The following is a 23491-nucleotide window of genomic DNA, read 5'->3' as shown; positions in this document are numbered from 1 at the left end:
CATAATATTATTCCTGTAATTCTTCTAATTTTCATACATTACCTTTTAAATTACCTTTTCCACTATAAATAGTAATCAATTTAGCATGTTGAACTGATAAAATTACTATATTAACACTATCATTAAAGGTTTGTATTGGTACACCAGCAATTTTGTTATTCGTTATAATAAATTCTTGAATAGTATAAACTGGATTATATATACTTCAAGAATAATAAACTCTATAATGTTTATTAACTATAAAATAATAAGTAATTTGTCAATTATTTCATTTATTTTTTTCTTTTATTCCTACTTCTTTTCAGTTTGAACCACTTGGACTTGGTGTTGGATTATTTGGTAATTCAATATCTCAACAATTTTCTTTTAATTATGTAGAAAAGTATGGATGACCAAAAATTATTCATCAATTTACACTTAAAATATTATTTTTAATTAAAAATTTGTTAAAAGTAACATTATTTAGTGTAAAAATTCTCTAAAAATAACACTTTATCATGTATCATTACTTTTCTACAAAATTAAAGCAATTTTCTTCAACTTCATTTGTTTCTAAACTTTTTGAATTAATTTTTATTTTTGGTGTAACATCAACTTTAATTGTATTTTGTAATTCTTCTAATGAAAGAATAGCACCATAATTAATATCTCCACATTTTAAATATAAACTACAATTAAAACTACTTTCTCTAACAGTTAAAGTTAATATTACATCTTCATCTTTAATTTTAAATTTTGCAAGTAAATAATCTCCACCTAAATAATTACCAGTTTTAAATTCTACTTTATGCTTTATATTTGCTTGATTTACTGGTAATTCATCTAATGTTATAATTACTCTATATACAGTATTAAAATTAATTTCAAACGTATCTCATTCACGATTATTTTTACTTTTACTTATTACTTTTCATATTTCTTTATCTTGTTTTTTATCAATATTTGCTTTATTTTCATTAATAGCACCAGCAACAGTTTTATTAATAGTTTCTAAATTAGGGATTTCTTGACTTACAGCATTCAATTGAAATGCTACTGGAAACTTTTTTCTGTGTCTTCTAATTTTTTATCAATTTCTGGTTTTGTATAATATTTAGTTGGGTCAACTCCACCACCACTATCTTTAATTCATTGTTTAATAAATTTAGTTGGTGGAATATCTAAATCACCCGTAAATAAACCAGTTCCTAATTCTTTATATTGTAAAACTTTATAAGTAATATCTTCTTTAATTAAAGATAATTTATCTTGTTTTTTATCTAATAAATTATTAGTTTCTAGTTTTGTATAATAATCACGTTCAGTATTTTCTTTTAATTATGTAGAAAAGTATGGATGACCAAAAATTATTCATCAATTTACACTTAAAATATTATTTTTAATTAAAAATTTGTTAAAAGTAACATTATTTAGTGTAAAAATTCTCTAAAAATAACACTTTATCATGTATCATTACTTTTCTACAAAATTAAAGGTATTTTCTTCTGCTATAAATTCAGTTGGTGTTCCAGTACCTTGATATTGATATATATTATGAATTATTGGTGTATACTTTTTTGTGCTATTAGCAACAATAAATTTTATTGAATTATCATCATATAATAACATTACTTTGTCAATATTAACATCAATTTTTTCAATTATTATTTGTCTATTTTCTATTTGATGATTAGTAATTCTTATATTAGATTTAGTTAATTTATTATTACTTATAATAAGTTGTTTACTATCGATAAAATAATATGTTCAATCAATAATATATCATATATCTGTTTTAATATTTTCATTTTTAACTTTTTTTCATAAAGGACTAGTTTCAATATTAAATCAATTATTTTTAATATCATCAATATTTTGTTTATTAATATCAACTTTATTTTCTAATAATTTAATACTATTTTCATTAGTAGTAATTCTTTTTTGTTGTTTAGCAGAAACTTTCTTTAATTTTGTAGAAAAGTAATGATACATGATAAAGTGTTATTTTTAGAGAATTTTTAAACTAAATAATGTTACTTTTAACAAATTTTTAATTAAAAATAATATTTTAAGTGTAAATTGATGAATAATTTTTGGTCATCCATACTTTTCTACATAATTAAAAAATTTTTCTAAATGATGTAATAGTCCAGTACCAAATAAAGTATTAACTGAAAATTTTAAACCAACACTTTTAAATGATTTATTAATATTTTCAATAGGATTATTAATAACATTTACTACTTTATGATAAATTCTAATAGTTCTAAATATTTCTCTATATACTTTAAAACTATCTCTAATTACTTGTTGCACCACTGGTGGAGCAAATGCTATTGCTTTTAATCATTTATTACGATTAACACCATAACCAATGTATCAACCACTATATCAACGATATCAATGAAATGGATGTATTTGAGTAACAAAAGTTTCTTTTAATTATGTAGAAAAGTATGGATGACCAAAAATTATTCATCAATTTACACTTAAAATATTATTTTTAATTAAAAATTTGTTAAAAGTAACATTATTTAGTTTAAAAATTCTCTAAAAATAACACTTTATCATGTATCATTACTTTTCTACAAAATTAAAGAAAGTTTCTGCTTTAAGAATACTATCAACAACTGTAATTGGTTTATACTTAGGATTACGATGATAAATAGTAATTGCACATTTGTCTAATGATAAAGGTTGAATTTTACAACCCATAAATACTGGTGAATTTAGTGGAATTAATTGTGCATGTTTAATTGCTCTTTTTTCTGCACTAGTAAATAAATCTGTTGCTTTTTCTTTTAATTTATTAATTTTTTCAAATGCTTGTTTTTCTAATTTTTCAAATTTTTCCTTTAATTTTGTAGAAAAGTAATGATACATGATAAAGTGTTATTTTTAGAGAATTTTTACACTAAATAATGTTACTTTTAACAAATTTTTAATTAAAAATAATATTTTAAGTGTAAATTGATGAATAATTTTTGGTCATCCATACTTTTCTACATAATTAAAAAATTTTTCTTGTAATTTATATATACTTTCTCGTAATTTTTCAAAATATGGAGTATCTTTTCAAAATTTATTTAAACCTTTTTTTAAATAAAATCTAATATCAAAATACTTAAAAATTTTATTTGCATTTAAAACAATTTTATGAATTGAACTATTTTTAAAATTAAATTTAATAGCATTAGCACGAATTTTTTGTAAATCTAAAATTAAAGTTTTTCCATATCTATTCTCTGTATGTATTGTATGAACTAAATTTAATCAATCGTGTTGGTTCATAGATAGTACTTTTTTTTAAATTAGTATTATATTTTTTTAAAAAATTATTTGCTTTTTCAATATCTTTAATTTTAAATTTAGGAGTTAATTGTGGACTTAGTTTTATCAATGTATTTTGTAATAATAAATAATCTTTTAACTCTTGTGTTTCTAATTTTTGAAAATTATTTTTAAATTGTCTTTCTGCAACATATCCTAAATTTTGTATTATTGTTTCACGATTAGGTGCCAAACTATAATTAAATAAATAACGTTTATTACCAATGATTTTATCTGTTAAAATTTCTTTTCCACTTACTTGACTAATAATTTCTTGTAAATTTTTTGCTTCTTTAACACCAATTTGTTCTAATGTTTTAGTTTTTTGTGCTAATTTAATAAATTTAGTAGTACGATAACCACGACTAATTTTATTAATTCCAGCGAATGCAGGTAATATATTAAAAAAAGTATTTAATGGTGTTACATTTCCTTTTAAATAATCATAAACTTGATTAATAGTAAAATCAGTTAAAAACTCTACACCAACAGCACTAATACTAGCAATTAAATCACTTGCACCTAATCCAAGTGCTACACTTTCACTTAATCCACCAGTAAAAGGAGCAAGTACTACTGCTATAACTTGTACACCAATCATTTCTAAAATTTCTCATCAAAAACTTTTATTTTCTTGTTGGTTACTTGTTCTAATATGTTTTGGTTTATTTATGTTTAAAAGTATTGCTGTACTAGTTGTACCAATTGGCATGATATTAATTTCCTTTATTTAAGAGTTATTTTAATTGGATTTGTTGTTCCTTTATAATTTAAGTCATTAACATTTGCAGTAATAGTTATATATAAGTCACCTGCTTTTTGTTTTTGATTACTTACATTAGTTTTTCCTTGTGCATCACTAAAATATTTAATAGTTGGATTTGTTAAATTAGGATTTAATGTTTTAAGTTCATTAGTACTTTTTATTTCTGTATTTAATTCATTGTTATTGTTATTAACATTTGCAGTAATATTTGTTGTTAAAACTGTAATTTTAGTTTTTAAATTAGTTTTTTCTGTTTTAATAACTCCACATAACATTCATCTTGATGTTGTTTCATTATTAGAACCTGTTTAGAATCTTTTCGAAAATAATGTAAAATGATTATATATTTTAAAATAAGAGGTATATATGCATAAAAATTATCCAAGTCATGTCACCAAAGAACAATTTGAGAACATAAAATCAATTTTAGAAAATAGCAAAAAGAAAACAAAACCAAGAAGTTTAGATTTATATGAAGTATTTTGTGCAATTTTATATGTATTAAAAAGTGGTTGTCAATGAAGAATGCTACCAAAAAATTTTCCAAAATGACAAACTGTATATTATTATTTTCAAATTTGAAGTAAAAATAATGGTAAAGAACCTAGTGTATTGCAATTAATTTTAAAAAAAATTAGTTAAAAAAGTTCGTATCAATAATAATCGCAAAGAACAAACTAGTTTTTGTATAATTGATTCGCAAAGTGTTAAAAATACAGATACTACTGAAAATAAAGGTTATGATGCTGGTAAAAAGATTTCAGGCATAAAACGTCATATTGTTGTTGATTCTCAAGGTTTACCACATGCAATTTACATAACCACAGCAGAAAAAACTTTTAATTATGTAGAAAAGTATGGATGACCAAAAATTATTCATCAATTTACACTTAAAATATTATTTTTAATTAAAAATTTGTTAAAAGTAACATTATTTAGTGTAAAAATTCTCTAAAAATAACACTTTATCATGTATCATTACTTTTCTACAAAATTAAAGGAAAAAACAGATCGTAATAGCGCTATAATAATGATTGAAAATGAAAAAGAAAATCTTTCTGCAGTTCAAAAAATAATAGTAGATGCTGGTTATACTGGTGAAAAATTTGCTTCTGAAATCAAAACAATCATAAATGCAAATGTTGAAGTGATAAAACGTAATGAATTACATACTTTTGTAGTATTACCAAAAAGATGAATTGTAGAACGAAGCTTTGCTTGATTAGAAAAATACAGAAGATTATGAAAAAATTGTGAAAGAAAACTAAATACTAGTTTACAAATGGTTGTTCTTTCATTTATTTCAGTTTTATTAAAAAGATTCTAAACAGGTTCTTAGAAATATATGGGATTGCTTCTCCAACAACTTCACCAGCAACTTTATATGCTCTTCCTGCTTTAGCATCTTTAATAAAATCTACATAAATAACTGTATTTTCCTTTAATTTTGTAGAAAAGTAGTGGTATTAGTAAAATTAGCAAAAATATATTTTTATATGGTATTTTTAATATTAAAGAGGTGATTTTAAATGAATAAAAATACAGTAAAAGAAATTTTAAATAATTTGTCTGATAAAGATTTTATTGAGATTTTTAGAGAAAATAAAACTAGAATTAAACAAATTGAGAAAAAAGAAAAATTTGAAGCAGTCGAACAAAAATTCAAAGAGAAAGGGATTCAATGTCCAGATTGTAGTTCTTTTTTGTGTACTAAATATGGTAGTAAAGATTATAAGCAAAGATATAAATGTAAAAGTTGTAATATTACTTTTCATGCTTTTAAAAATCATTATTTTTATTGAAGTCATTTATCTCATGATCAATGAGATTTATTGATACAAATAGCTACTTTAGGTCAATCTGCTTACATTATTTCTCAATTTATTAATACTACAAATAAAACTGCCTGATTTAATCGTCAAAAATTTATGAAATCAACACAATTAGTAAAAACACAAAATCAATTTGTAAAATTAAAAGCTAGAATTGAAATTGACGAAACTTTTATCAAAGAAATTCATAAAGGAAACTTTAAAGATCCAAATGATCCAAGAAAACAATGAATTGAAGAAAATGCTAAAGATTTAAATTGTTGTATTCAAATGGCAATTGATGAAAACCGAAATATCTATGCTCAAACAACAAATACTAAAAGATTAAATAAAAAATGAGTACAAGAAAACTTAACATCGAAACTTATCGAAGAAAATTCAATTATAGTTTGTGATATGCAAGTATTATATGATACAGTAGCTAAACAAACTAAATCCACTATCCAGCAGTTTAAATCAAAAGAAAATAAAGAATTAAATTATAAAAAATTAAGTAATGTCAGTAAAATACAATCAAGTTTAAAAGAATTTATTACTCATTACCATGGCATTGGATTTACCAATATTCAAAATTACCTCAATTTATGGAAATGAAAATATCAACACTACGGATTAACCCCTTATCAAAAATCCAATGTGTTATATTTCAGTTTGTAAAAAAAATAAATCCCAAAATTTAATAAAATCAAATTTTAAGTCAAGTTGATGACTTTTTTTATTTTACCACTACTTTTCTACATAATTAAAAGTATTTTCTATCATGTATCTTTTCATCGCTCTTGGTGTTGCTAAAACAAAGGTCATTAATTGTTGTTCATTTTTATCATTAGTAAAAATCATATAGTCATCAAGAACGATTTCACATAATACGCCTTTTACATATAAATTATTTCCATTTAAACGTAATCTTTAATTTTGTAGAAAAGTAATGATACATGATAAAGTGTTATTTTTAGAGAATTTTTACACTAAATAATGTTACTTTTAACAAATTTTTAATTAAAAATAATATTTTAAGTGTAAATTGATGAATAATTTTTGGTCATCCATACTTTTCTACATAATTAAAAAACGTAATTGTTGTGCCAACTGATTATCGGTAATTAAACCTTTATTATCTGCTAAATAAACTAAACTATCATAAAGACCATTAGTAATAAAAAATTTACTATTTGCAATATTTCTAAATTGAAACAAAGTATTTCAAGCAGATAACATCGATTTTAAATAGCCTACTGGTGTTGTATCTTCAATATCGATTTTAGTAGCAAATTTTGCAATTGCTTGTGTATCATCAATTGCCAATTTATCTGCTAAATCATTTGCAACTTCATATTGCATACTATCTAATAAATTTTGTCCATTATTTGCTTTTAAATCTACATCTGCAATAATTTCTCCTGCAAGATATTTTTTAGTTATTTTTTTACTAATTTTATCTGTATCAACATATGGTAATTCATATCTTTTACTTTTATCATCCCAAGCAATAATTTTTACTTTCGGTTTTTTTGGTTTTTTAACAATAAACTCAATATTTACTGAGTCAACAATTTCAGTAGGAAAAAAGTTTGCCCATGGACTATTTGAAATTTTAAAAAACTCTATAAATTCTGGTGCTTCTACTAATCTCTCTGTATTGTCTAAATTTTGATTAAATGGTACTGACATTTTATTTCTTCCTTTCGTTTATAAATAATTTTTCTTTTTATAATTAATTAAAAAATTTTCTTTATCATTTGTTTTATTATTAATAATTATTTGTTTATTGCCACCTGTATTAATTGTTTGTTTAAATACCGGTTGTTCTTTAATCATTTTTTTAATAGTTTCTTCAATTTTTGAATTTTCTATATTACTTGTTTTAAATTTTAAATAATCATAAAATTCAGTTTTAACTTGATATTTTTTAAATATATTAATCATTTCTTTTTCTTTAATTTCTTGATTAAGTTTATTTAACTTATTTTCTGCTTCATTAACTTTATTTTCTATTTCTTGTGAAGAAGAATTATTTTCAGTTAAAGGTTCAGTTGTTTGTTGAACATTATTTTCATTTTCTAAGAACCTGTTTAGAATCTTTTCGAAAATAATGTAAAATGATTATATATTTTAAAATAAGAGGTATATATGCATAAAAATTATCCAAGTCATGTCACCAAAGAACAATTTGAGAACATAAAATCAATTTTAGAAAATAGCAAAAAGAAAACAAAACCAAGAAGTTTAGATTTATATGAAGTATTTTGTGCAATTTTATATGTATTAAAAAGTGGTTGTCAATGAAGAATGCTACCAAAAAATTTTCCAAAATGACAAACTGTATATTATTATTTTCAAATTTGAAGTAAAAATAATGGTAAAGAACCTAGTGTATTGCAATTAATTTTAAAAAAAATTAGTTAAAAAAGTTCGTATCAATAATAATCGCAAAGAACAAACTAGTTTTTGTATAATTGATTCGCAAAGTGTTAAAAATACAGATACTACTGAAAATAAAGGTTATGATGCTGGTAAAAAGATTTCAGGCATAAAACGTCATATTGTTGTTGATTCTCAAGGTTTACCACATGCAATTTACATAACCACAGCAGAAAAAACAGATCGTAATAGCGCTATAATAATGATTGAAAATGAAAAAGAAAATCTTTCTGCAGTTCAAAAAATAATAGTAGATGCTGGTTATACTGGTGAAAAATTGAGGCTTTTTAGAAATCTGTGTATCTTTGTTTTACAAAGTACTAGTTCAGATTAATTCTGTCTTCAAATTTTATCATAAAATGAGCAATTGCTGTATTTCAATTTTGAATAGGCAATGTTCATTTTTTTGTTATATTTTCAATTGCTAAATAAAATATTTTAAAAACTGACATATCATTAGGAAAAGCTTTTTTGTTTCTAATAACTTTTCGTAATTGACTATTAACAGATTCAATAGCATTTGTTGTATAAATTACTCTTTTGATTTCTGCAGGATAACTAATAAAAATCATCAAATTTTCTCAATTTTTATATCAAGATTTAGCAATTTGGGGATATTGTTTATTTCATTTACTTTCAAATGATTCTAAAGCTTGCATTGCTTGTTCTTCACTACATGCACTATAAATTGGTTTTAAATCTGTAACTAGAGTTTTTCGATGTTTGTATGAAACATATTTTAAACTATTTCGAATTTGATGAACAATGCATAATTGATGTTCTGTTTTAGGATAAACTGCTTGTATTGCTTCTGACATGCCTGTTAAATTATCACTACAAGCAATCAAAATATCATTTAAGCCTCGATTTTTCATTTCTGTGAAATTAGCTAATCAAAATTTAGCACCTTCATTTTCACTAATTCATAAGCCTAAAACATCTTTTTTACCTTCTAAATCAACTCCTAATGCTATATAAACTGATTTATTAATAATCCGTTTATCTTGTCGAACTTTAACTACTATACAATCAAAATAAACAATCGGATAAACGCTTTCTAATGGTCGATTTTGTCATGCTTTGACATCATCAATAACATCATCAGTAATTTGACTAATAACACTTTCACTAATATCAGCACCATGATATAACTCTTGTAACTGCATTCTAATGTCAGATAGAGTCATACCTTTTGCATATAGTGAAAGCACTTGTTGATCAAAACCATCAAATCTTCGCTGTCTTTTTGCAACTATTACAGGAGTAAAATCACTATTGCGATCTCTTGGTACATCAATCTCAATTTTACCTTGTTGAGTTATTAATTTTTTTAAACTTGTACCATTACGAGCATTTTCAGTATTACTATGTTGATTTTTTTCATATCCTAAATAATTTTGCATTTCAGAATTCAACATTTTTTCAACTAAACGTTTTGTTAATTCTTTATATAAACCCCCTTCTTTAAAAACTGTTGTTAAATCTTCAGTATTTTCTAATAATAAATCTACTGCTTTTGATATTGGATCATTATTATTAATATTTTGTTTTTTAGCCATCTGTAACTCACTCTTTCTAGTCATTTAATTATATTTACTAGAATTAATTAAACATAGTTATTTTTGTAAGTTACACAGATTACTAAACATTGCCACTTTTGAAATTAATTTTAATACTGTATATAGAGTAATTATAACATTAGATAGATTACCAGTAAATCAAGCAAATATAAAGCATAAAGTAGAATTTAAAACTGGTAATTATTTAGGTGGAGATTATTTGCTTGCAAAATTTAAAATTAAAGATGAAGATGTAATATTAACTTTAACTGTTAGAGAAAGTAGTTTTAATTGTAGTTTATATTTAAAAGGTGGAGATATTAATTATGGTGCTATTCTTTCATTAGAAGAATTACAAAATACAATTAAAGTTGATGTTACACCAAAAATAAAAATTAATTCAAAAAGTTTAGAAACAAATGAAGTTGAAGAAAATTGTTGAGATATTGAATTACCAAATAATCCAACACCAAGTCCAAGTAGTTCAAACTGAAAAGAAGTAGGAATAAGAGAAAAAAATAAATGAGATAATTGACAAATTACTTATGATTTTATAGTTAATAAACATTATAGAGTTTATTATTCTTGAACTATATATAATCCAGTTTATACTATTCAAGAATTTATTATAACGGATAACAAAATTGCTGGTGTACCAATACAAACCTTTAATGATAGTGTTAATATAGTAATTTTATCAGTTCAACATGCAAAATTAATTACTATTTATAGTGGAAAAGGTAATTTAAAAGGTAATGTATGAAAATTAGAAGAATTGCAGGAATAAAATTATGATTTTTAAAATAATAAAAATTATTTTAAGTTTAATTGGAGTTCTTTTATCATCAGCAATAGCGGGTTTAATTATATTTATTATAGTAAAAATTGTATTAAAAATTAATCAAATATTTTAGAAAGGTGGTGAATATTATGTTAAGTCTATTTAAAAGAAAAGAAAAAAGTAATATTAGTGATAATCAAAATGAAAAAGTAAAATTTTTAATTAATAAAAATAAAAGTACACATGCTTCAATTTTAAATTATTTTGGTTTTAATGATTTTAATCATGAAACTTATTTTACTGATTTTGTAGCAGAAAATAATTTTAATTATGTAGAAAAGTATGGATGACCAAAAATTATTCATCAATTTACACTTAAAATATTATTTTTAATTAAAAATTTGTTAAAAGTAACATTATTTAGTGTAAAAATTCTCTAAAAATAACACTTTATCATGTATCATTACTTTTCTACAAAATTAAAGGAAAATAATGCTAATTTATATAATGCTCCATTAGAAATAAATAATGAAACTATTAAACAATATTTAATTCAACAAGAATTTTATAGAAAAAATTGAAATTCTATTTTTAAATTAAGTAAATTAGGAATTAGTGGTTATTTAATTTATATTGCAAATGATGATTTATATTTTCAATTAGTAGATATACAACAAAGAATTTATGATATTACTGGTAAATTAATTGAATGTACTATTTTTTATGATAATTATGAACAAAATGCACAAACTGTAAGATTATTTGAAGTTTATACATTAAACAATGAACAAGTAACAATTAATCGTGCAATTTATAGTATTAATGATACTAAAAAACAAAATAAATTAGATTTTAAATCATACATTAATAATCCCAATTTAGTACAAGAACAAATACTAAATATTAATTATATACCAATAGCAATTATGAGAAATAAAGCAAATGAACAAGCAGATTGTGAAAAAGTAATGGATAAAATTAAAGCACTAGATGTTATTTATGAACAAATTGTTTTAGATACTATTTTAAACTCACCTAAATTTATATTTAGTCAAACTTATGGTAATGTTCAATCAGCATTAGAAGAAGCAGTAAGAATTTTGGTTACTAAAAACTACATATTTAAAAGTGGTGGAGATAATAATGAACAAAACGAAAATATCAATATGACAAATAGTAATTTTAAAGGTAAAAATTTAACTGATATATATGATTGAAATGTTAATGAAATATTTAAACGTTGTGGTATTCATATACCAAGTCAAAAGAAATCAGCACAACAATCAGTTCCAGAAAGTACAGCAGTTAATATTTCAACCATTAATTATATTGAACAAAAATTATGACAATTTAATATTGATATTCTTAAATTTATTCAATTATTAGTGAAAATTGATAAAGATTTATTAAATAGTAAAACATTTAATATTAATGATGAACAAGAAATTAATAATTTAACTGTTAAATTAAAATTATTTAATCTCGAAAATAACCAATTAATAGGAGATAACAATGGACAACAACAAACCACAAACCAAATTTCCACAGAAACAGAAACAAACTAAACTTAATCAAGCAGAAGTAGAAAATGATTATTTAATTGATAATATTCCTTATGACTTTACAAATATGATGAGTGCTACTAGTGACCCAGATATTAATAGAGCATACGATGAATTTAAAAAAAGAACAATTTATATTTATGAAATTGAACGTTTATTTAAAAATAATGAAAATAATAGTTTAAGATTTTCAGCAAATACTATTAAAATTGGATTTATTGATATTGATAAAGTATTAAAAACTATTGCTGTTGAAACATCAGACTTTACTATGCAATTAAATCAAAGAGCAAGTACTAATATTAATGATAATACAATTGAATATAGTATGACTGATATTAAAAATTTAATTTTTCAAGAAATAAATTTATTAAATCAATTTAAATTATATGCTTTATCTATTAATGAACCATTAACTGAAAATAATATTGATAATTTATATATCATTAATAATTATTCACAGCCTTATCAAAATCCAAAAACAAGAAGTACTAAAAGTATAACTATTATTAAAATTAAAGATTTTAAAACAAGAGATGGTTATCCAATAATTATTAAATCCTGAATTGTAAAATTAAAAAGGACACTTATATAAAAATTAAATTGTGTTAATTCTATAATTAAGAAAAGAAAGGAATTAGCACAATGTATAAGTATCTGACTATTGAATCAATAATAGCAATAAAAGAATATAAAAGTTATGGATTTTCGATTCGTAAAATAGCAAAAGCCATTGATTATAGTAAATCAACTGTACATAGAGTTTGTAGATTATTAAATCAAAACTTATTACCATTAGAAATATTGAATAAAATTCAAAAAAATAAACAAAATGCAGGTAGAAAATTAATAATTTTAACTTTAATAGAAATTAATACTATTAATCATTTGTTAATTACTAAAAATTATGCTCTTGATATAATTGCTAATTTTTTAAAGGAAAATAAAATAAAAAGTATTTCAACAAAAACTTTATATAACATGTTTAAAACAAATCGAATGGGTTTTGATGAAAATAACTTATTGAGAAAAGGAAAAAATAAACCTCACAAACAAAAAGAAACTAGGGGCAGAATTAATAATTGTAAGTCTATTCATGAAAGAAATTTAATCATTCCTAATATTAAAAATATAGAAGAATTTGGTCATTTAGAAGGTGATACTATCATTGGTAAAGATCATAAAAGTTCTATTATTACTTTAGCTGATATATGATCAAAAACCACAATTCCTTTAGCAACTAAAAATAATAAATCAGAAAATATTACAAAAAGTATAATAAAATTTATTTCAAAGTTACAAAAAGGAACAGTTAAAACTATTACTTTTGATCGTGGTAAAGAATTTAGTAAATGAAAATTAATCGAAAAAAATTGTAATGTTAAGATTTATTTTGCAGATCCTGGTAAACCTTGTCAAAGAGGTTTAAATGAAAATAATAATGGTATTTTAAGAAGATATTTACCAAAATCTACAGATCTATCTTCATATAAACAAAAAGATTTAAATACTATAGCATTTCAAATTAATTCTACACCCAGAAAATCACTATCTTATAAAAGACCAATAGATTTAATACAATTATTTTAAAAAACTGTCCCATTTATATTTACAATTCAGGAATTATAAAAACCATTAGATAAAGATACAAAAGTTATTGGTTTAAAAATTAAAGCCCCTAGAAGCATGATTTTTGGCAATATAAAGGTACTTGGTGAAGTTGACAATATGGAAGTATACCCAAAGTTATTTGTTAAAGATAAGATAGCATTTCCCCTATTATCAATGCCTATTGAAACTCAACCAAAAGTTAGAATATTACAACAATGATTTAGTGAACAAATTTTACCATGAAATTTAGCAAAACAATTTATTGGACAAGAAAAATCAGTTTTAGATTTAATTGCTATTGGTGGTGGTACTAAAACAAGAAAAGAAATTTTCTTTAATTTTGTAGAAAAGTAATGATACATGATAAAGTGTTATTTTTAGAGAATTTTTACACTAAATAATGTTACTTTTAACAAATTTTTAATTAAAAATAATATTTTAAGTGTAAATTGATGAATAATTTTTGGTCATCCATACTTTTCTACATAATTAAAAGAAATTTTTAATAATGCAAGAGTAACACATGCTTGATTAGGTTATGAAATGGGTAGTGTTTGAAATGGTCAGTGACCATTGAAAAAACAAAAGGAATTAAAAGATAAAGAAATTTGAAATTTTCCGGGTGAAAGTCAATTTTATCAATATGTTGCAACTAATAATAAATTTGATGATATTGAAGTTGAAATACAAGATGCACCAACAGTTGATAGTTTACAAAAAGTATTATTAGATATGCTAACTTATACGTATACTTACAATAGAAATTTTGAAGGTGCATCATTAGATCCAACTAAATCACCAAATAAAATGGACATATTAAGAGGAAAATTTGAAAATCAAAAACCCGATGAAGTAATAACTAACTTATTTAGACAGTGAAAATTAGATTATCCTAATTATATTAATTTAGAACAAGTGAAAATATTTAAACAACTAATTATTATGTTATCAAATAATATTTATTCAACAATGTCTATTAATAAAGGTTTAAATGATGATAATAAAATATTATTACCTTATTATTTTGAATTAAAACAAATCCAATACATCCTACTAATGATGATATTTGACAATTTAAAGATGCAAAAGTTATATTAAAATCTGAATATTTTGATTTTACAGATATGAATAATATTAAATTAAAAAATAATGATATTAGCCAAAATGAATTATTTAAACTAGATGATAATCAATTTAACTGATTATCTATTACAAATGAATTAGAAAGTAATAATATTCCGTCATTAATTCCGGCAGATTGAACATTAGGAAATGGTGAATATGGGAAATATTTTACAAAAACAATTATTGATAAAACTAAAATTACTAATGCTTTAAATTTATATGGTTCAAACAAATCTCAATTATTTTCTAAATTAGAATTTTATAAAGAAATCGCACAAATTGATACTAATAGTGAATTTGAATTGCAAATTGAAAATCCGATTAATAACTTAAATCGGATTGAAATTAGTTGTATATTTGGTGCTGGAAATTATGATTTAATTTTAATTACTGATAAACAAAACATCAATTTAACTAATATTAATTTATTTGATAAATATAATGAAAATATTTCTTATATAAATTTAGAAATTTAATTATCAAAATAATCTTTTCAATATTTTCCATCTCATTTAATATCCACATCATGTAACTTTTTATTTGAGCAATATAAAGAATAATAGGAACCATTATACATATTAACTCATATTGGAGCATTACATAATACTATTGTATGGTCTGGCTTTTCATAATGATTAAATCTATTATTTTCATGAGTAAGTATCCCTCCCATGATTAATCCTATTGTTCCAGTTGTGGTACCAGTTAATGCTAATACTAATGTTATTTTACTCAAATTTATTTTTATTCATTTTTTCAACTATATTCCCCCTTTTTTGCAATAGTGTTATTACAAAATATAAAAAATAATTAAAAAGAAAAATTATTTTTTTAATTTAATTTTTTATTAATTGTAAAAATTCTATTATTTTTTTAAATCTCATTTTCTAAACTATACATTCTATATATAAGTGTATATATTTTTTAATATAATTCTATTTATTTACTTATTTTTACAAGTACGCTTTTAAACGCAAAATAACGCCTAAATTAAAGTTGTTTATTTTGCGATACCTATACTATTAATTATATGTAACTTGTTTATTATACGGAAAATATGAAAGTACTTTTTTTGACAAGTCATTATTTTAATCATAATTACATTATTATATGGATTATTATGGATAAAATAAAACAAAAATAGATTATTAATTTAATTTACCATATTTTAACACTTTAAATTTAATAAATTTAAAATTAATAATTAGTACAAAAAACAGATTAGGAGAATTTAATATGAATTTTAATTATAAATGAAATTTTAGAGAACAAAATGCAAAAATTGATAAATTAGTTTTAGAACATATAACAAAGAAATGAGAAAAATGAGATTGAAGAATATTTAAAACAAGAGATAAAAAGAAATATAAAATTGTTGATTATCAATATCGAACAAGAAAAATAATGTATGGATTAGTAACTTATAAAAGAAGAATTTATGAATATTTTGATGAAAAATTACAAAAATGAGTTCGTGTTTGTTTAGTTGATGAATGACTAGAATTACCTAAATATAAGAGAATTGGTGAAGATGTTGAACAAACTATTATTGAATATTTTGCTGACGGAAAAAGATATCATGATATTTGTGATATTTGTAAAAAAGCAGGTATTAGTGTTAGTACTGTTCATAGAGTTTTTAAAAATTTAGAAGTAATTGAAGCAAGTCCAATAAAAGTAAAGTTAGAAAAAAATCAACCTATTTTTGTAGCAATTGATGATGGACATCGAAAGTTTTGAGATTTTAAACGTAAAGGTATAAAACACTCTATGAGATTAATAACGACATATACAGACAATATTAATCACAAAGTACAAAATAAAAGAGTAAAAGCAATTATAAGACCAACAAGAACAGTAATTGGAGTTAAAAAAACTGCTGAATTTATTAAAGAACATTGTCAAAAATTTTATGAAAATGTTGAACAAGCAAAAATCATTATTTGTGGTGATAGTGCAGGGTGAATTAAAGATATAGCAGATTATCTCTTTAATTTTGTAGAAAAGTAATGATACATGATAAAGTGTTATTTTTAGAGAATTTTTACACTAAATAATGTTACTTTTAACAAATTTTTAATTAAAAATAATATTTTAAGTCTAAATTGATGAATAATTTTTGGTCATCCATACTTTTCTACACCTGAATTGTAAAATTAAAAAGGACACTTATATAAAAATTAAATTATGTTAATTCTATAATTAAGAAAAGAAAGGAATTAGCACAATGTATAAGTATCTGACTATTGAATTAATAATAGCAATAAAAGAATATAAAAGTTATGGATTTTCGATTCGTAAAATAGCAAAAGCCATTGATTATAGTAAATCAACTGTACATAGAGTTTGTAGATTATTAAATCAAAACTTATTACCATTAGAAATATTGAATAAAATTCAAAAAAATAAACAAAATGCAGGTAGAAAATTAATAATTTTAACTTTAATAGAAATTAATACTATTAATCATTTGTTAATTACTAAAAATTATGCTCTTGATATAATTGCTAATTTTTTAAAGGAAAATAAAATAAAAAGTATTTCAACAAAAACTTTATATAACATGTTTAAAACAAATCGAATGGGTTTTGATGAAAATAACTTATTGAGAAAAGGAAAAAATAAACCTCACAAACAAAAAGAAACTAGGGGCAGAATTAATAATTGTAAGTCTATTCATGAAAGAAATTTAATCATTCCTAATATTAAAAATATAGAAGAATTTGGTCATTTAGAGGGTGATACTATCATTGGTAAAGATCATAAAAGTTCTATTATTACTTTAGCTGATATATGATCAAAAACCACAATTCCTTTAGCAACTAAAAATAATAAATCAGAAAATATTACAAAAAGTATAATAAAATTTATTTCAAAGTTACAAAAAGGAACAGTTAAAACTATTACTTTTGATCGTGGTAAAGAATTTAGTAAATGAAAATTAATCGAAAAAAATTGTAATGTTAAGATTTATTTTGCAGATCCTGGTAAACCTTGTCAAAGAGGTTTAAATGAAAATAATAATGGTATTTTAAGAAGATATTTACCAAAATCTACAGATCTATCTTCATATAAACAAAAAGATTTAGATACTATAGCATTTCAAATTAATTCTACACCCAGAAAATCACTTTAATTTTGTAGAAAAGTAATGATACATGATAAAGTGTTATTTTTAGAGAATTTTTACACTAAATAATGTTACTTTTAACAAATTTTTAATTAAAAATAATATTTTAAGTGTAAATTGATGAATAATTTTTGGTCATCCATACTTTTCTACATAATTAAAAGAAAATCACTATCTTATAAAAGACCAATAGATTTAATACAATTATTTTAAAAAACTGTCCCATTTATATTTACAATTCAGGACATAATTAAAAGATTATCTTGGTACTGAGTTTATTTTAGAACCTGTTTAGAATCTTTTCGAAAATAATGTAAAATGATTATATATTTTAAAATAAGAGGTATATATGCATAAAAATTATCCAAGTCATGTCACCAAAGAACAATTTGAGAACATAAAATCAATTTTAGAAAATAGCAAAAAGAAAACAAAACCAAGAAGTTTAGATTTATATGAAGTATTTTGTGCAATTTTATATGTATTAAAAAGTGGTTGTCAATGAAGAATGCTACCAAAAAATTTTCCAAAATGACAAACTGTATATTATTATTTTCAAATTTGAAGTAAAAATAATGGTAAAGAACCTAGTGTATTGCAATTAATTTTAAAAAAAATTAGTTAAAAAAGTTCGTATCAATAATAATCGCAAAGAACAAACTAGTTTTTGTATAATTGATTCGCAAAGTGTTAAAAATACAGATACTACTGAAAATAAAGGTTATGATGCTGGTAAAAAGATTTCAGGCATAAAACGTCATATTGTTGTTGATTCTCAAGGTTTACCACATGCAATTTACATAACCACAGCAGAAAAAACAGATCGTAATAGCGCTATAATAATGATTGAAAATGAAAAAGAAAATCTTTCTGCAGTTCAAAAAATAATAGTAGATGCTGGTTATACTGGTGAAAAATTTGCTTCTGAAATCAAAACAATCATAAATGCAAATGTTGAAGTGATAAAACGTAATGAATTACATACTTTTGTAGTATTACCAAAAAGATGAATTGTAGAACGAAGCTTTGCTTGATTAGAAAAATACAGAAGATTATGAAAAAATTGTGAAAGAAAACTAAATACTAGTTTACAAATGGTTGTTCTTTCATTTATTTCAGTTTTATTAAAAAGATTCTAAACAGGTTCTTAGATAAATTCCATTTAATTAGAACATTATATCTTGGAATAATGGCCGGAAATAAAGGAAAGTATGTAAAAGAATATAATCATTGTAAAAATTTAATTAATAATGGTCAATATGAACAATTAATTGATTATTTATATAAAGAATTAGATAATCATAAAAAATTAAAAAAACAGTATTTTAAAAACCTGAATTGTAAAATTAAAAAGGACACTTATATAAAAATTAAATTGTGTTAATTCTATAATTAAGAAAAGAAAGGAATTAGCACAATGTATAAGTATCTGACTATTGAATCAATAATAGCAATAAAAGAATATAAAAGTTATGGATTTTCGATTCGTAAAATAGCAAAAGCCATTGATTATAGTAAATCAACTGTACATAGAGTTTGTAGATTATTAAATCAAAACTTATTACCATTAGAAATATTGAATAAAATTCAAAAAAATAAACAAAATGCAGGTAGAAAATTAATAATTTTAACTTTAATAGAAATTAATACTATTAATCATTTGTTAATTACTAAAAATTATGCTCTTGATATAATTGCTAATTTTTTAAAGGAAAATAAAATAAAAAGTATTTCAACAAAAACTTTATATAACATGTTTAAAACAAATCGAATGGGTTTTGATGAAAATAACTTATTGAGAAAAGGAAAAAATAAACCTCACAAACAAAAAGAAACTAGGGGCAGAATTAATAATTGTAAGTCTATTCATGAAAGAAATTTAATCATTCCTAATATTAAAAATATAGAAGAATTTGGTCATTTAGAAGGTGATACTATCATTGGTAAAGATCATAAAAGTTCTATTATTACTTTAGCTGATATATGATCAAAAACCACAATTCCTTTAGCAACTAAAAATAATAAATCAGAAAATATTACAAAAAGTATAATAAAATTTATTTCAAAGTTACAAAAAGGAACAGTTAAAACTATTACTTTTGATCGTGGTAAAGAATTTAGTAAATGAAAATTAATCGAAAAAAATTGTAATGTTAAGATTTATTTTGCAGATCCTGGTAAACCTTGTCAAAGAGGTTTAAATGAAAATAATAATGGTATTTTAAGAAGATATTTACCAAAATCTACAGATCTATCTTCATATAAACAAAAAGATTTAAATACTATAGCATTTCAAATTAATTCTACACCCAGAAAATCACTATCTTATAAAAGACCAATAGATTTAATACAATTATTTTAAAAAACTGTCCCATTTATATTTACAATTCAGGAAATAATAAAAAAGGTATTGTTAATCAAAGTACAAAGTGAAATATTGGCTGTTTTACCGAAACAAATATTTGACATGTTTTAAAAGAAATGATTGTTAATAGAACATATAGTATTTTTATTTATATAAAAATGGTTATTTTTAAGTGTAATAAAATAAATTTAGAAACATAATTTTAATGAATATAGTAATTATTGATTATTTTACAATTTTGAATGGCATCTCAAAAATTATTATTTTTTAAATTTGTTTTTAACCGAATAATTAAACAAGTTAATGACATAGTTATAGATATTAAAATTGGAGTTAGAATTATACAAAAAATAATACCAATTTGTAATTTTATTAATTCATAATAATTTTTATAGTTATTACAAATTGAACATAAGTAATTTGAAGAATGATCAATAAAGTAACTTAATCCATAATGATTTAACATTTTAAATCCATTACAATATTTTCATTTATTATTAAAATAATCATGAAAATTACTACAATGTATTAAAATTAATCCTATAATCATAATTATAATAGTTAAAATAAATAGTAATACAGTTAATAACTGTAATTTTTTAAGTTTCATTTTTAAGTTCTCCTTAAATTTATTTGTTAATTTTAGAATTTAATAAAATTTATTATAAGTATCTTAGTTGTAATATTTTTAAAATAGTAGTAAGATAAATTTACAATTACATAAAAATCCTAATTATTTCTTGTCTAAAATATAATAAGACTATATGAATTAATTTATTCCGGATTTTTGACAATCTCCTTAAATTAAATATTAAAGATATTGAAATAATTTTTAAGTGTATTTTTTTTAAAAATATGTATAATCCTAAATATTAAAAGTTAATTTCTTTTAATATTATTTAATTTTAAAAGGTTATAACATACCACCTTGATTTTCAGATCAAGGTGGTATTTTTTGTTTTAAATATTTGAAATAACAATAATGAAATTATTATATTAATATTAAATTTAATAAAAAACAAAAAATAGGGAGGAAAATAATGCCAAACACATTTAATTTTAACAACATAACAAAAGGTCAACAATTAAAAATTTTTTTTAATAATAATAAAACATTAATTTTTAAGACAGAGAATGCTTTTTTAATTATGTAGAAAAGTATGGATGACCAAAAATTATTCATCAATTTAGACTTAAAATATTATTTTTAATTAAAAATTTGTTAAAAGTAACATTATTTAGTGTAAAAATTCTCTAAAAATAACACTTTATCATGTGTCATTACTTTTCTACAAAATTAAAGGATAATTTTACTGTTATTATTCAATATTTAAATTCAAAAAAACATGAGACTATAAAATAAGAGATATTACAATTAATAATTGTAAATCATTTAATTTTACTTTTTCTAAAGAAAATCTAAACTTCCCAAGTCAAGAATAAATCATTGATTCACAAACATTAATAAATGATTATATAACTTGAAAAGATAAAACAATACCAGAATATGTATTATTATTACTGGAAAAACTTAAAAAAATTAATGATCCAATTTTAGGTTTTGTAAAACTTAATAACCAAAATTCTTTTAATGATTGAGAATGAGAAATTAATTTGCAAAAAATTAAAGAAAAATTATTAGAGATTATTGATAAAGAAATAATGAATGATAAGCAGTTAATAGAAGAAGGTCAATTGACACATTTAGAACGTTTAAGAAATAATGAAGATTTAAGATATGTTATTAGTAATAATATTTTAACGTTTGATTTTACTGAAAATAGTAAAGAAAAAATTAAAAATTTAAAAGAAAATGTAAATAAAAAAAGTGTTATATTTGATATTAGTTATCATTCAAAGTTTTTAGGTAATTATAAGAAACAAACATCTGCAATTAATTTTAAAATTAATAGAGATAGTTCAATTGCAAAAAAAAGATTAGCAGCCATAAAAGAAGAGGTTAGCAAGATAAGAAATTCAGTATTAGTAGTTAATAGTAAGATCAGAATCGTAGCTAATGATTTACATGACTTACACAATAGTATTCTTAATCTTTTACAAACTAAAAAACAAGAATGGGAAACATTAAGTAATCATACAAATTTAAATGTTCAATTTCAAAATCAACGAGTAATAGAAAAATTAAAATTAGATATTGAACAACTTAATAAACAATTAGTTAATATTAAAGATAAAATTTTTAAATTAAGTGCCCAAAAAGTAGAAAATTCATGGTTTTATAATGATTATATAACTTTTATTAGATATTATGATCGAGTTACCGAAGATACACCTTCAGATATGAAAAAATATTTGTATTGAGATAAAAACTATCAAATTATTAAAAATAAGTTAAAAATATATAGTGGTTATAATAATTTTGATGATTATAAAACAGTGTCTTTAAATAAAATTAATAATATTAAAGATATTGACATTGAAGATTGTAAAAAATCTTTAGTAGAATTATCAAAGACAAAATTTAAAAAACTTAGTTGATGACAAAAAATAATAAATAAAATATCTTGAACATGAAAAAAAACAAAAATAGCTATTAAGACAGTTAAAGAAAATAATACAAAACATTTTGGAACTTTAATTGCAAATTTAAATGATAATAAAACATCAATAGATGAAATAAGCGTACCTTATCAAAGACAAAGTATACCACAGAACCATTACCAACATCTGAGCCTTGAGATGAATGAATAATTGAAAAAAAACCTAAATTATCACGTTCAAATAGTACTGATAGTGCGATAAGTTCACTTTCTTCTGAATTTGAAAAAAATGATTATTCTATTATTGATATGGATAAAATATTAAGAGAACTTAATAGTTATAGTTTTCCACAGTATAGTGATTTAGAAAGCAGTACTGAATCATCTCGTCAAGAATTTAATCATTGTCTTACTAGAGAACAGCATCTAGTGATAGTGGCATTTGTTCTGGTCAGATTACTCCTAAACCAGTTAGTACAAATCCTTTTGATGATGAAAGCGATGATGAAGAACTTGCTGGTAATACTAT

At 21.9% G+C, this 23491-nt stretch carries 28 protein-coding genes and 4 pseudogenes; 20 read left to right on the top strand and 12 right to left on the bottom strand.

Features of this window, described 5'->3' with window-relative positions; all coding sequences use genetic code 4:
- Positions 1–505 precede the first annotated feature (505 nt).
- The 3 genes from AAHH39_RS11630 to AAHH39_RS11620 form a co-directional block, all read right to left on the bottom strand.
- Positions 506–1024 carry a hypothetical protein gene (locus AAHH39_RS11630; RefSeq protein ID WP_342218197.1) on the bottom strand — a complete coding sequence of 173 codons (519 nt, stop codon included), beginning with the start codon at positions 1022–1024 and terminating at the stop codon, positions 506–508.
- 428 nt (positions 1025–1452) lie between these two features.
- Positions 1453–1971, bottom strand: coding sequence for a hypothetical protein (locus AAHH39_RS11625; protein WP_342218196.1), 519 nt, complete (start codon positions 1969–1971; stop codon positions 1453–1455).
- A 15-nt stretch (positions 1972–1986) separates the two neighbouring features.
- On the bottom strand, positions 1987–2298 hold the full coding sequence (locus AAHH39_RS11620) for a hypothetical protein (RefSeq protein WP_342218195.1): 312 nt from the start codon (positions 2296–2298) through the stop codon (positions 1987–1989).
- Between the two features lie 55 nt (positions 2299–2353).
- On the opposite strand from AAHH39_RS11620, the gene AAHH39_RS11615 reads away from it, so the two are divergent.
- A complete protein-coding gene (locus AAHH39_RS11615; RefSeq protein WP_342218194.1) occupies positions 2354–2533 on the top strand; it encodes a hypothetical protein in 180 nt (59 codons plus the stop codon).
- Positions 2534–2556: 23 nt separating this feature from the next.
- Here AAHH39_RS11615 and AAHH39_RS11610 read toward each other — a convergent pair whose 3' ends face one another.
- From AAHH39_RS11610 to AAHH39_RS11595, 4 genes are read right to left on the bottom strand one after another with little or no spacing between them, the layout of a single operon-like run.
- Positions 2557–2862, bottom strand: a complete 306-nt coding sequence (locus AAHH39_RS11610; protein ID WP_342218193.1) for a hypothetical protein — start codon at positions 2860–2862, stop codon at positions 2557–2559.
- Positions 2863–2877: 15 nt separating this feature from the next.
- Positions 2878–3270, bottom strand: coding sequence for a hypothetical protein (locus tag AAHH39_RS11605; protein WP_342218192.1), 393 nt, complete (start codon positions 3268–3270; stop codon positions 2878–2880).
- Positions 3218–4021: a hypothetical protein gene (locus tag AAHH39_RS11600; protein WP_342218191.1), complete on the bottom strand. Its 804-nt coding sequence runs from the start codon at positions 4019–4021 to the stop codon at positions 3218–3220. Before AAHH39_RS11600 ends, AAHH39_RS11605 begins: the two co-directional genes overlap by 53 nt.
- A 14-nt stretch (positions 4022–4035) precedes the next feature.
- A complete protein-coding gene (locus AAHH39_RS11595) occupies positions 4036–4350 on the bottom strand; it encodes a hypothetical protein (protein ID WP_342218190.1) in 315 nt (104 codons plus the stop codon).
- A 91-nt stretch (positions 4351–4441) separates the two neighbouring features.
- On the opposite strand from AAHH39_RS11595, the pseudogene AAHH39_RS11590 reads away from it, so the two are divergent.
- From AAHH39_RS11590 to AAHH39_RS11580, 3 genes and pseudogenes are all read left to right on the top strand, one after another.
- Positions 4442–4913 (top strand): annotated as a pseudogene (locus AAHH39_RS11590) (IS5 family transposase); the annotation flags it as partial.
- 165 nt (positions 4914–5078) lie between these two features.
- A pseudogene (locus AAHH39_RS11585) lies at positions 5079–5402 on the top strand (transposase); the annotation flags it as partial.
- A 202-nt stretch (positions 5403–5604) separates the two neighbouring features.
- The gene (locus AAHH39_RS11580) at positions 5605–6564 is read left to right on the top strand and encodes a transposase-like zinc-binding domain-containing protein (protein ID WP_342217913.1); all 960 of its coding nucleotides are present in this window, start codon (positions 5605–5607) and stop codon (positions 6562–6564) included.
- Between the two features lie 399 nt (positions 6565–6963).
- Here AAHH39_RS11580 and AAHH39_RS11575 read toward each other — a convergent pair whose 3' ends face one another.
- Together AAHH39_RS11575 and AAHH39_RS11570 are read right to left on the bottom strand one after the other, a co-directional pair.
- Entirely contained in the window at positions 6964–7578 is a 615-nt protein-coding gene (locus AAHH39_RS11575) for a hypothetical protein (RefSeq protein WP_342218189.1), read from the bottom strand.
- A gap of 18 nt (positions 7579–7596) precedes the next feature.
- Entirely contained in the window at positions 7597–7833 is a 237-nt protein-coding gene (locus AAHH39_RS11570; protein ID WP_342218188.1) for a hypothetical protein, read from the bottom strand.
- 204 nt (positions 7834–8037) lie between these two features.
- Between AAHH39_RS11570 and AAHH39_RS11565 the strand changes: the two are divergent.
- Positions 8038–8602: pseudogene (locus tag AAHH39_RS11565) on the top strand (IS5 family transposase); the annotation flags it as partial.
- Between the two features lie 46 nt (positions 8603–8648).
- On the opposite strand, the gene AAHH39_RS11560 reads toward AAHH39_RS11565, so the two are convergent.
- On the bottom strand, positions 8649–9887 hold the full coding sequence (locus tag AAHH39_RS11560) for an IS256 family transposase (RefSeq protein ID WP_342219350.1): 1239 nt from the start codon (positions 9885–9887) through the stop codon (positions 8649–8651).
- Positions 9888–10107: 220 nt separating this feature from the next.
- Here AAHH39_RS11560 and AAHH39_RS11555 point away from each other — a divergent pair, with 220 nt between their 5' ends.
- The 8 genes from AAHH39_RS11555 to AAHH39_RS11520 all read left to right on the top strand — a co-directional run bounded on the left by AAHH39_RS11555 (position 10108) and on the right by AAHH39_RS11520 (position 15442).
- Positions 10108–10674 carry a hypothetical protein gene (locus AAHH39_RS11555; protein ID WP_342218187.1) on the top strand — a complete coding sequence of 189 codons (567 nt, stop codon included), beginning with the start codon at positions 10108–10110 and terminating at the stop codon, positions 10672–10674.
- 143 nt (positions 10675–10817) lie between these two features.
- Positions 10818–11108, top strand: coding sequence for a hypothetical protein (locus AAHH39_RS11550; protein WP_342218186.1), 291 nt, complete (start codon positions 10818–10820; stop codon positions 11106–11108).
- Between the two features lie 15 nt (positions 11109–11123).
- Complete coding sequence (locus AAHH39_RS11545; RefSeq protein WP_342218185.1) at positions 11124–12233, top strand: hypothetical protein; 1110 nt, start codon at positions 11124–11126, stop codon at positions 12231–12233.
- Complete coding sequence (locus AAHH39_RS11540; RefSeq protein WP_342218184.1) at positions 12181–12825, top strand: hypothetical protein; 645 nt, start codon at positions 12181–12183, stop codon at positions 12823–12825. The genes AAHH39_RS11545 and AAHH39_RS11540 overlap by 53 nt, the downstream gene beginning before the upstream one ends.
- 50 nt (positions 12826–12875) lie before the next feature.
- Complete coding sequence (locus AAHH39_RS11535; protein WP_342217458.1) at positions 12876–13820, top strand: IS30 family transposase; 945 nt, start codon at positions 12876–12878, stop codon at positions 13818–13820.
- A gap of 96 nt (positions 13821–13916) precedes the next feature.
- Positions 13917–14195, top strand: coding sequence for a hypothetical protein (locus AAHH39_RS11530; RefSeq protein ID WP_342218183.1), 279 nt, complete (start codon positions 13917–13919; stop codon positions 14193–14195).
- A gap of 189 nt (positions 14196–14384) precedes the next feature.
- Complete coding sequence (locus tag AAHH39_RS11525) at positions 14385–14939, top strand: hypothetical protein (RefSeq protein WP_342218182.1); 555 nt, start codon at positions 14385–14387, stop codon at positions 14937–14939.
- Positions 14940–14965: 26 nt separating this feature from the next.
- On the top strand, positions 14966–15442 hold the full coding sequence (locus AAHH39_RS11520; protein WP_342218181.1) for a hypothetical protein: 477 nt from the start codon (positions 14966–14968) through the stop codon (positions 15440–15442).
- Here AAHH39_RS11520 and AAHH39_RS11515 read toward each other — a convergent pair.
- Positions 15439–15726 carry a hypothetical protein gene (locus AAHH39_RS11515; RefSeq protein WP_342218180.1) on the bottom strand — a complete coding sequence of 96 codons (288 nt, stop codon included), beginning with the start codon at positions 15724–15726 and terminating at the stop codon, positions 15439–15441. The two genes, AAHH39_RS11520 and AAHH39_RS11515, sit on opposite strands and share 4 nt — an antisense overlap.
- 476 nt (positions 15727–16202) lie before the next feature.
- On the opposite strand from AAHH39_RS11515, the gene AAHH39_RS11510 reads away from it, so the two are divergent.
- The 5 genes from AAHH39_RS11510 to AAHH39_RS11490 all read left to right on the top strand — a co-directional run bounded on the left by AAHH39_RS11510 (position 16203) and on the right by AAHH39_RS11490 (position 20458).
- A complete protein-coding gene (locus AAHH39_RS11510; RefSeq protein ID WP_342218179.1) occupies positions 16203–16976 on the top strand; it encodes an Mbov_0401 family ICE element transposase-like protein in 774 nt (257 codons plus the stop codon).
- A 217-nt stretch (positions 16977–17193) separates the two neighbouring features.
- On the top strand, positions 17194–18102 hold the full coding sequence (locus tag AAHH39_RS11505; protein ID WP_342218178.1) for an IS30 family transposase: 909 nt from the start codon (positions 17194–17196) through the stop codon (positions 18100–18102).
- A gap of 343 nt (positions 18103–18445) precedes the next feature.
- A protein-coding gene (locus tag AAHH39_RS11500) for an IS5 family transposase (protein WP_425288900.1) occupies positions 18446–19235 on the top strand; the annotation gives its coding sequence in 2 pieces (ribosomal slippage) (positions 18446–18706 and positions 18708–19235; 789 coding nt in all).
- 50 nt (positions 19236–19285) lie between these two features.
- Positions 19286–19480: a hypothetical protein gene (locus AAHH39_RS11495; RefSeq protein WP_342218177.1), complete on the top strand. Its 195-nt coding sequence runs from the start codon at positions 19286–19288 to the stop codon at positions 19478–19480.
- Between the two features lie 33 nt (positions 19481–19513).
- Positions 19514–20458 (top strand): IS30 family transposase, encoded by a 945-nt coding sequence (locus tag AAHH39_RS11490; RefSeq protein WP_342217458.1) that lies wholly within the window; start codon positions 19514–19516, stop codon positions 20456–20458.
- 205 nt (positions 20459–20663) lie between these two features.
- Here AAHH39_RS11490 and AAHH39_RS11485 read toward each other — a convergent pair whose 3' ends face one another.
- On the bottom strand, positions 20664–21071 hold the full coding sequence (locus tag AAHH39_RS11485) for a hypothetical protein (RefSeq protein WP_342218176.1): 408 nt from the start codon (positions 21069–21071) through the stop codon (positions 20664–20666).
- 531 nt (positions 21072–21602) lie between these two features.
- Here AAHH39_RS11485 and AAHH39_RS13520 point away from each other — a divergent pair.
- Positions 21603–21719, top strand: a pseudogene (locus AAHH39_RS13520) (IS30 family transposase); the annotation flags it as partial.
- A 356-nt stretch (positions 21720–22075) separates the two neighbouring features.
- Positions 22076–23173, top strand: coding sequence for a hypothetical protein (locus AAHH39_RS11480; RefSeq protein WP_342218175.1), 1098 nt, complete (start codon positions 22076–22078; stop codon positions 23171–23173).
- The last annotated feature ends 318 nt before the right edge of the window (positions 23174–23491 follow it).

Origin of the sequence: Spiroplasma endosymbiont of Amphimallon solstitiale, from assembly GCF_964030965.1 — a bacterium.
Lineage (GTDB): Bacteria > Bacillota_I > Bacilli_A > Mycoplasmatales > VBWQ01 > Spiroplasma_E.
Note: the sequence above shows the minus strand (reverse complement) of the source record. Positions and strands in the feature narration are given on the sequence as shown.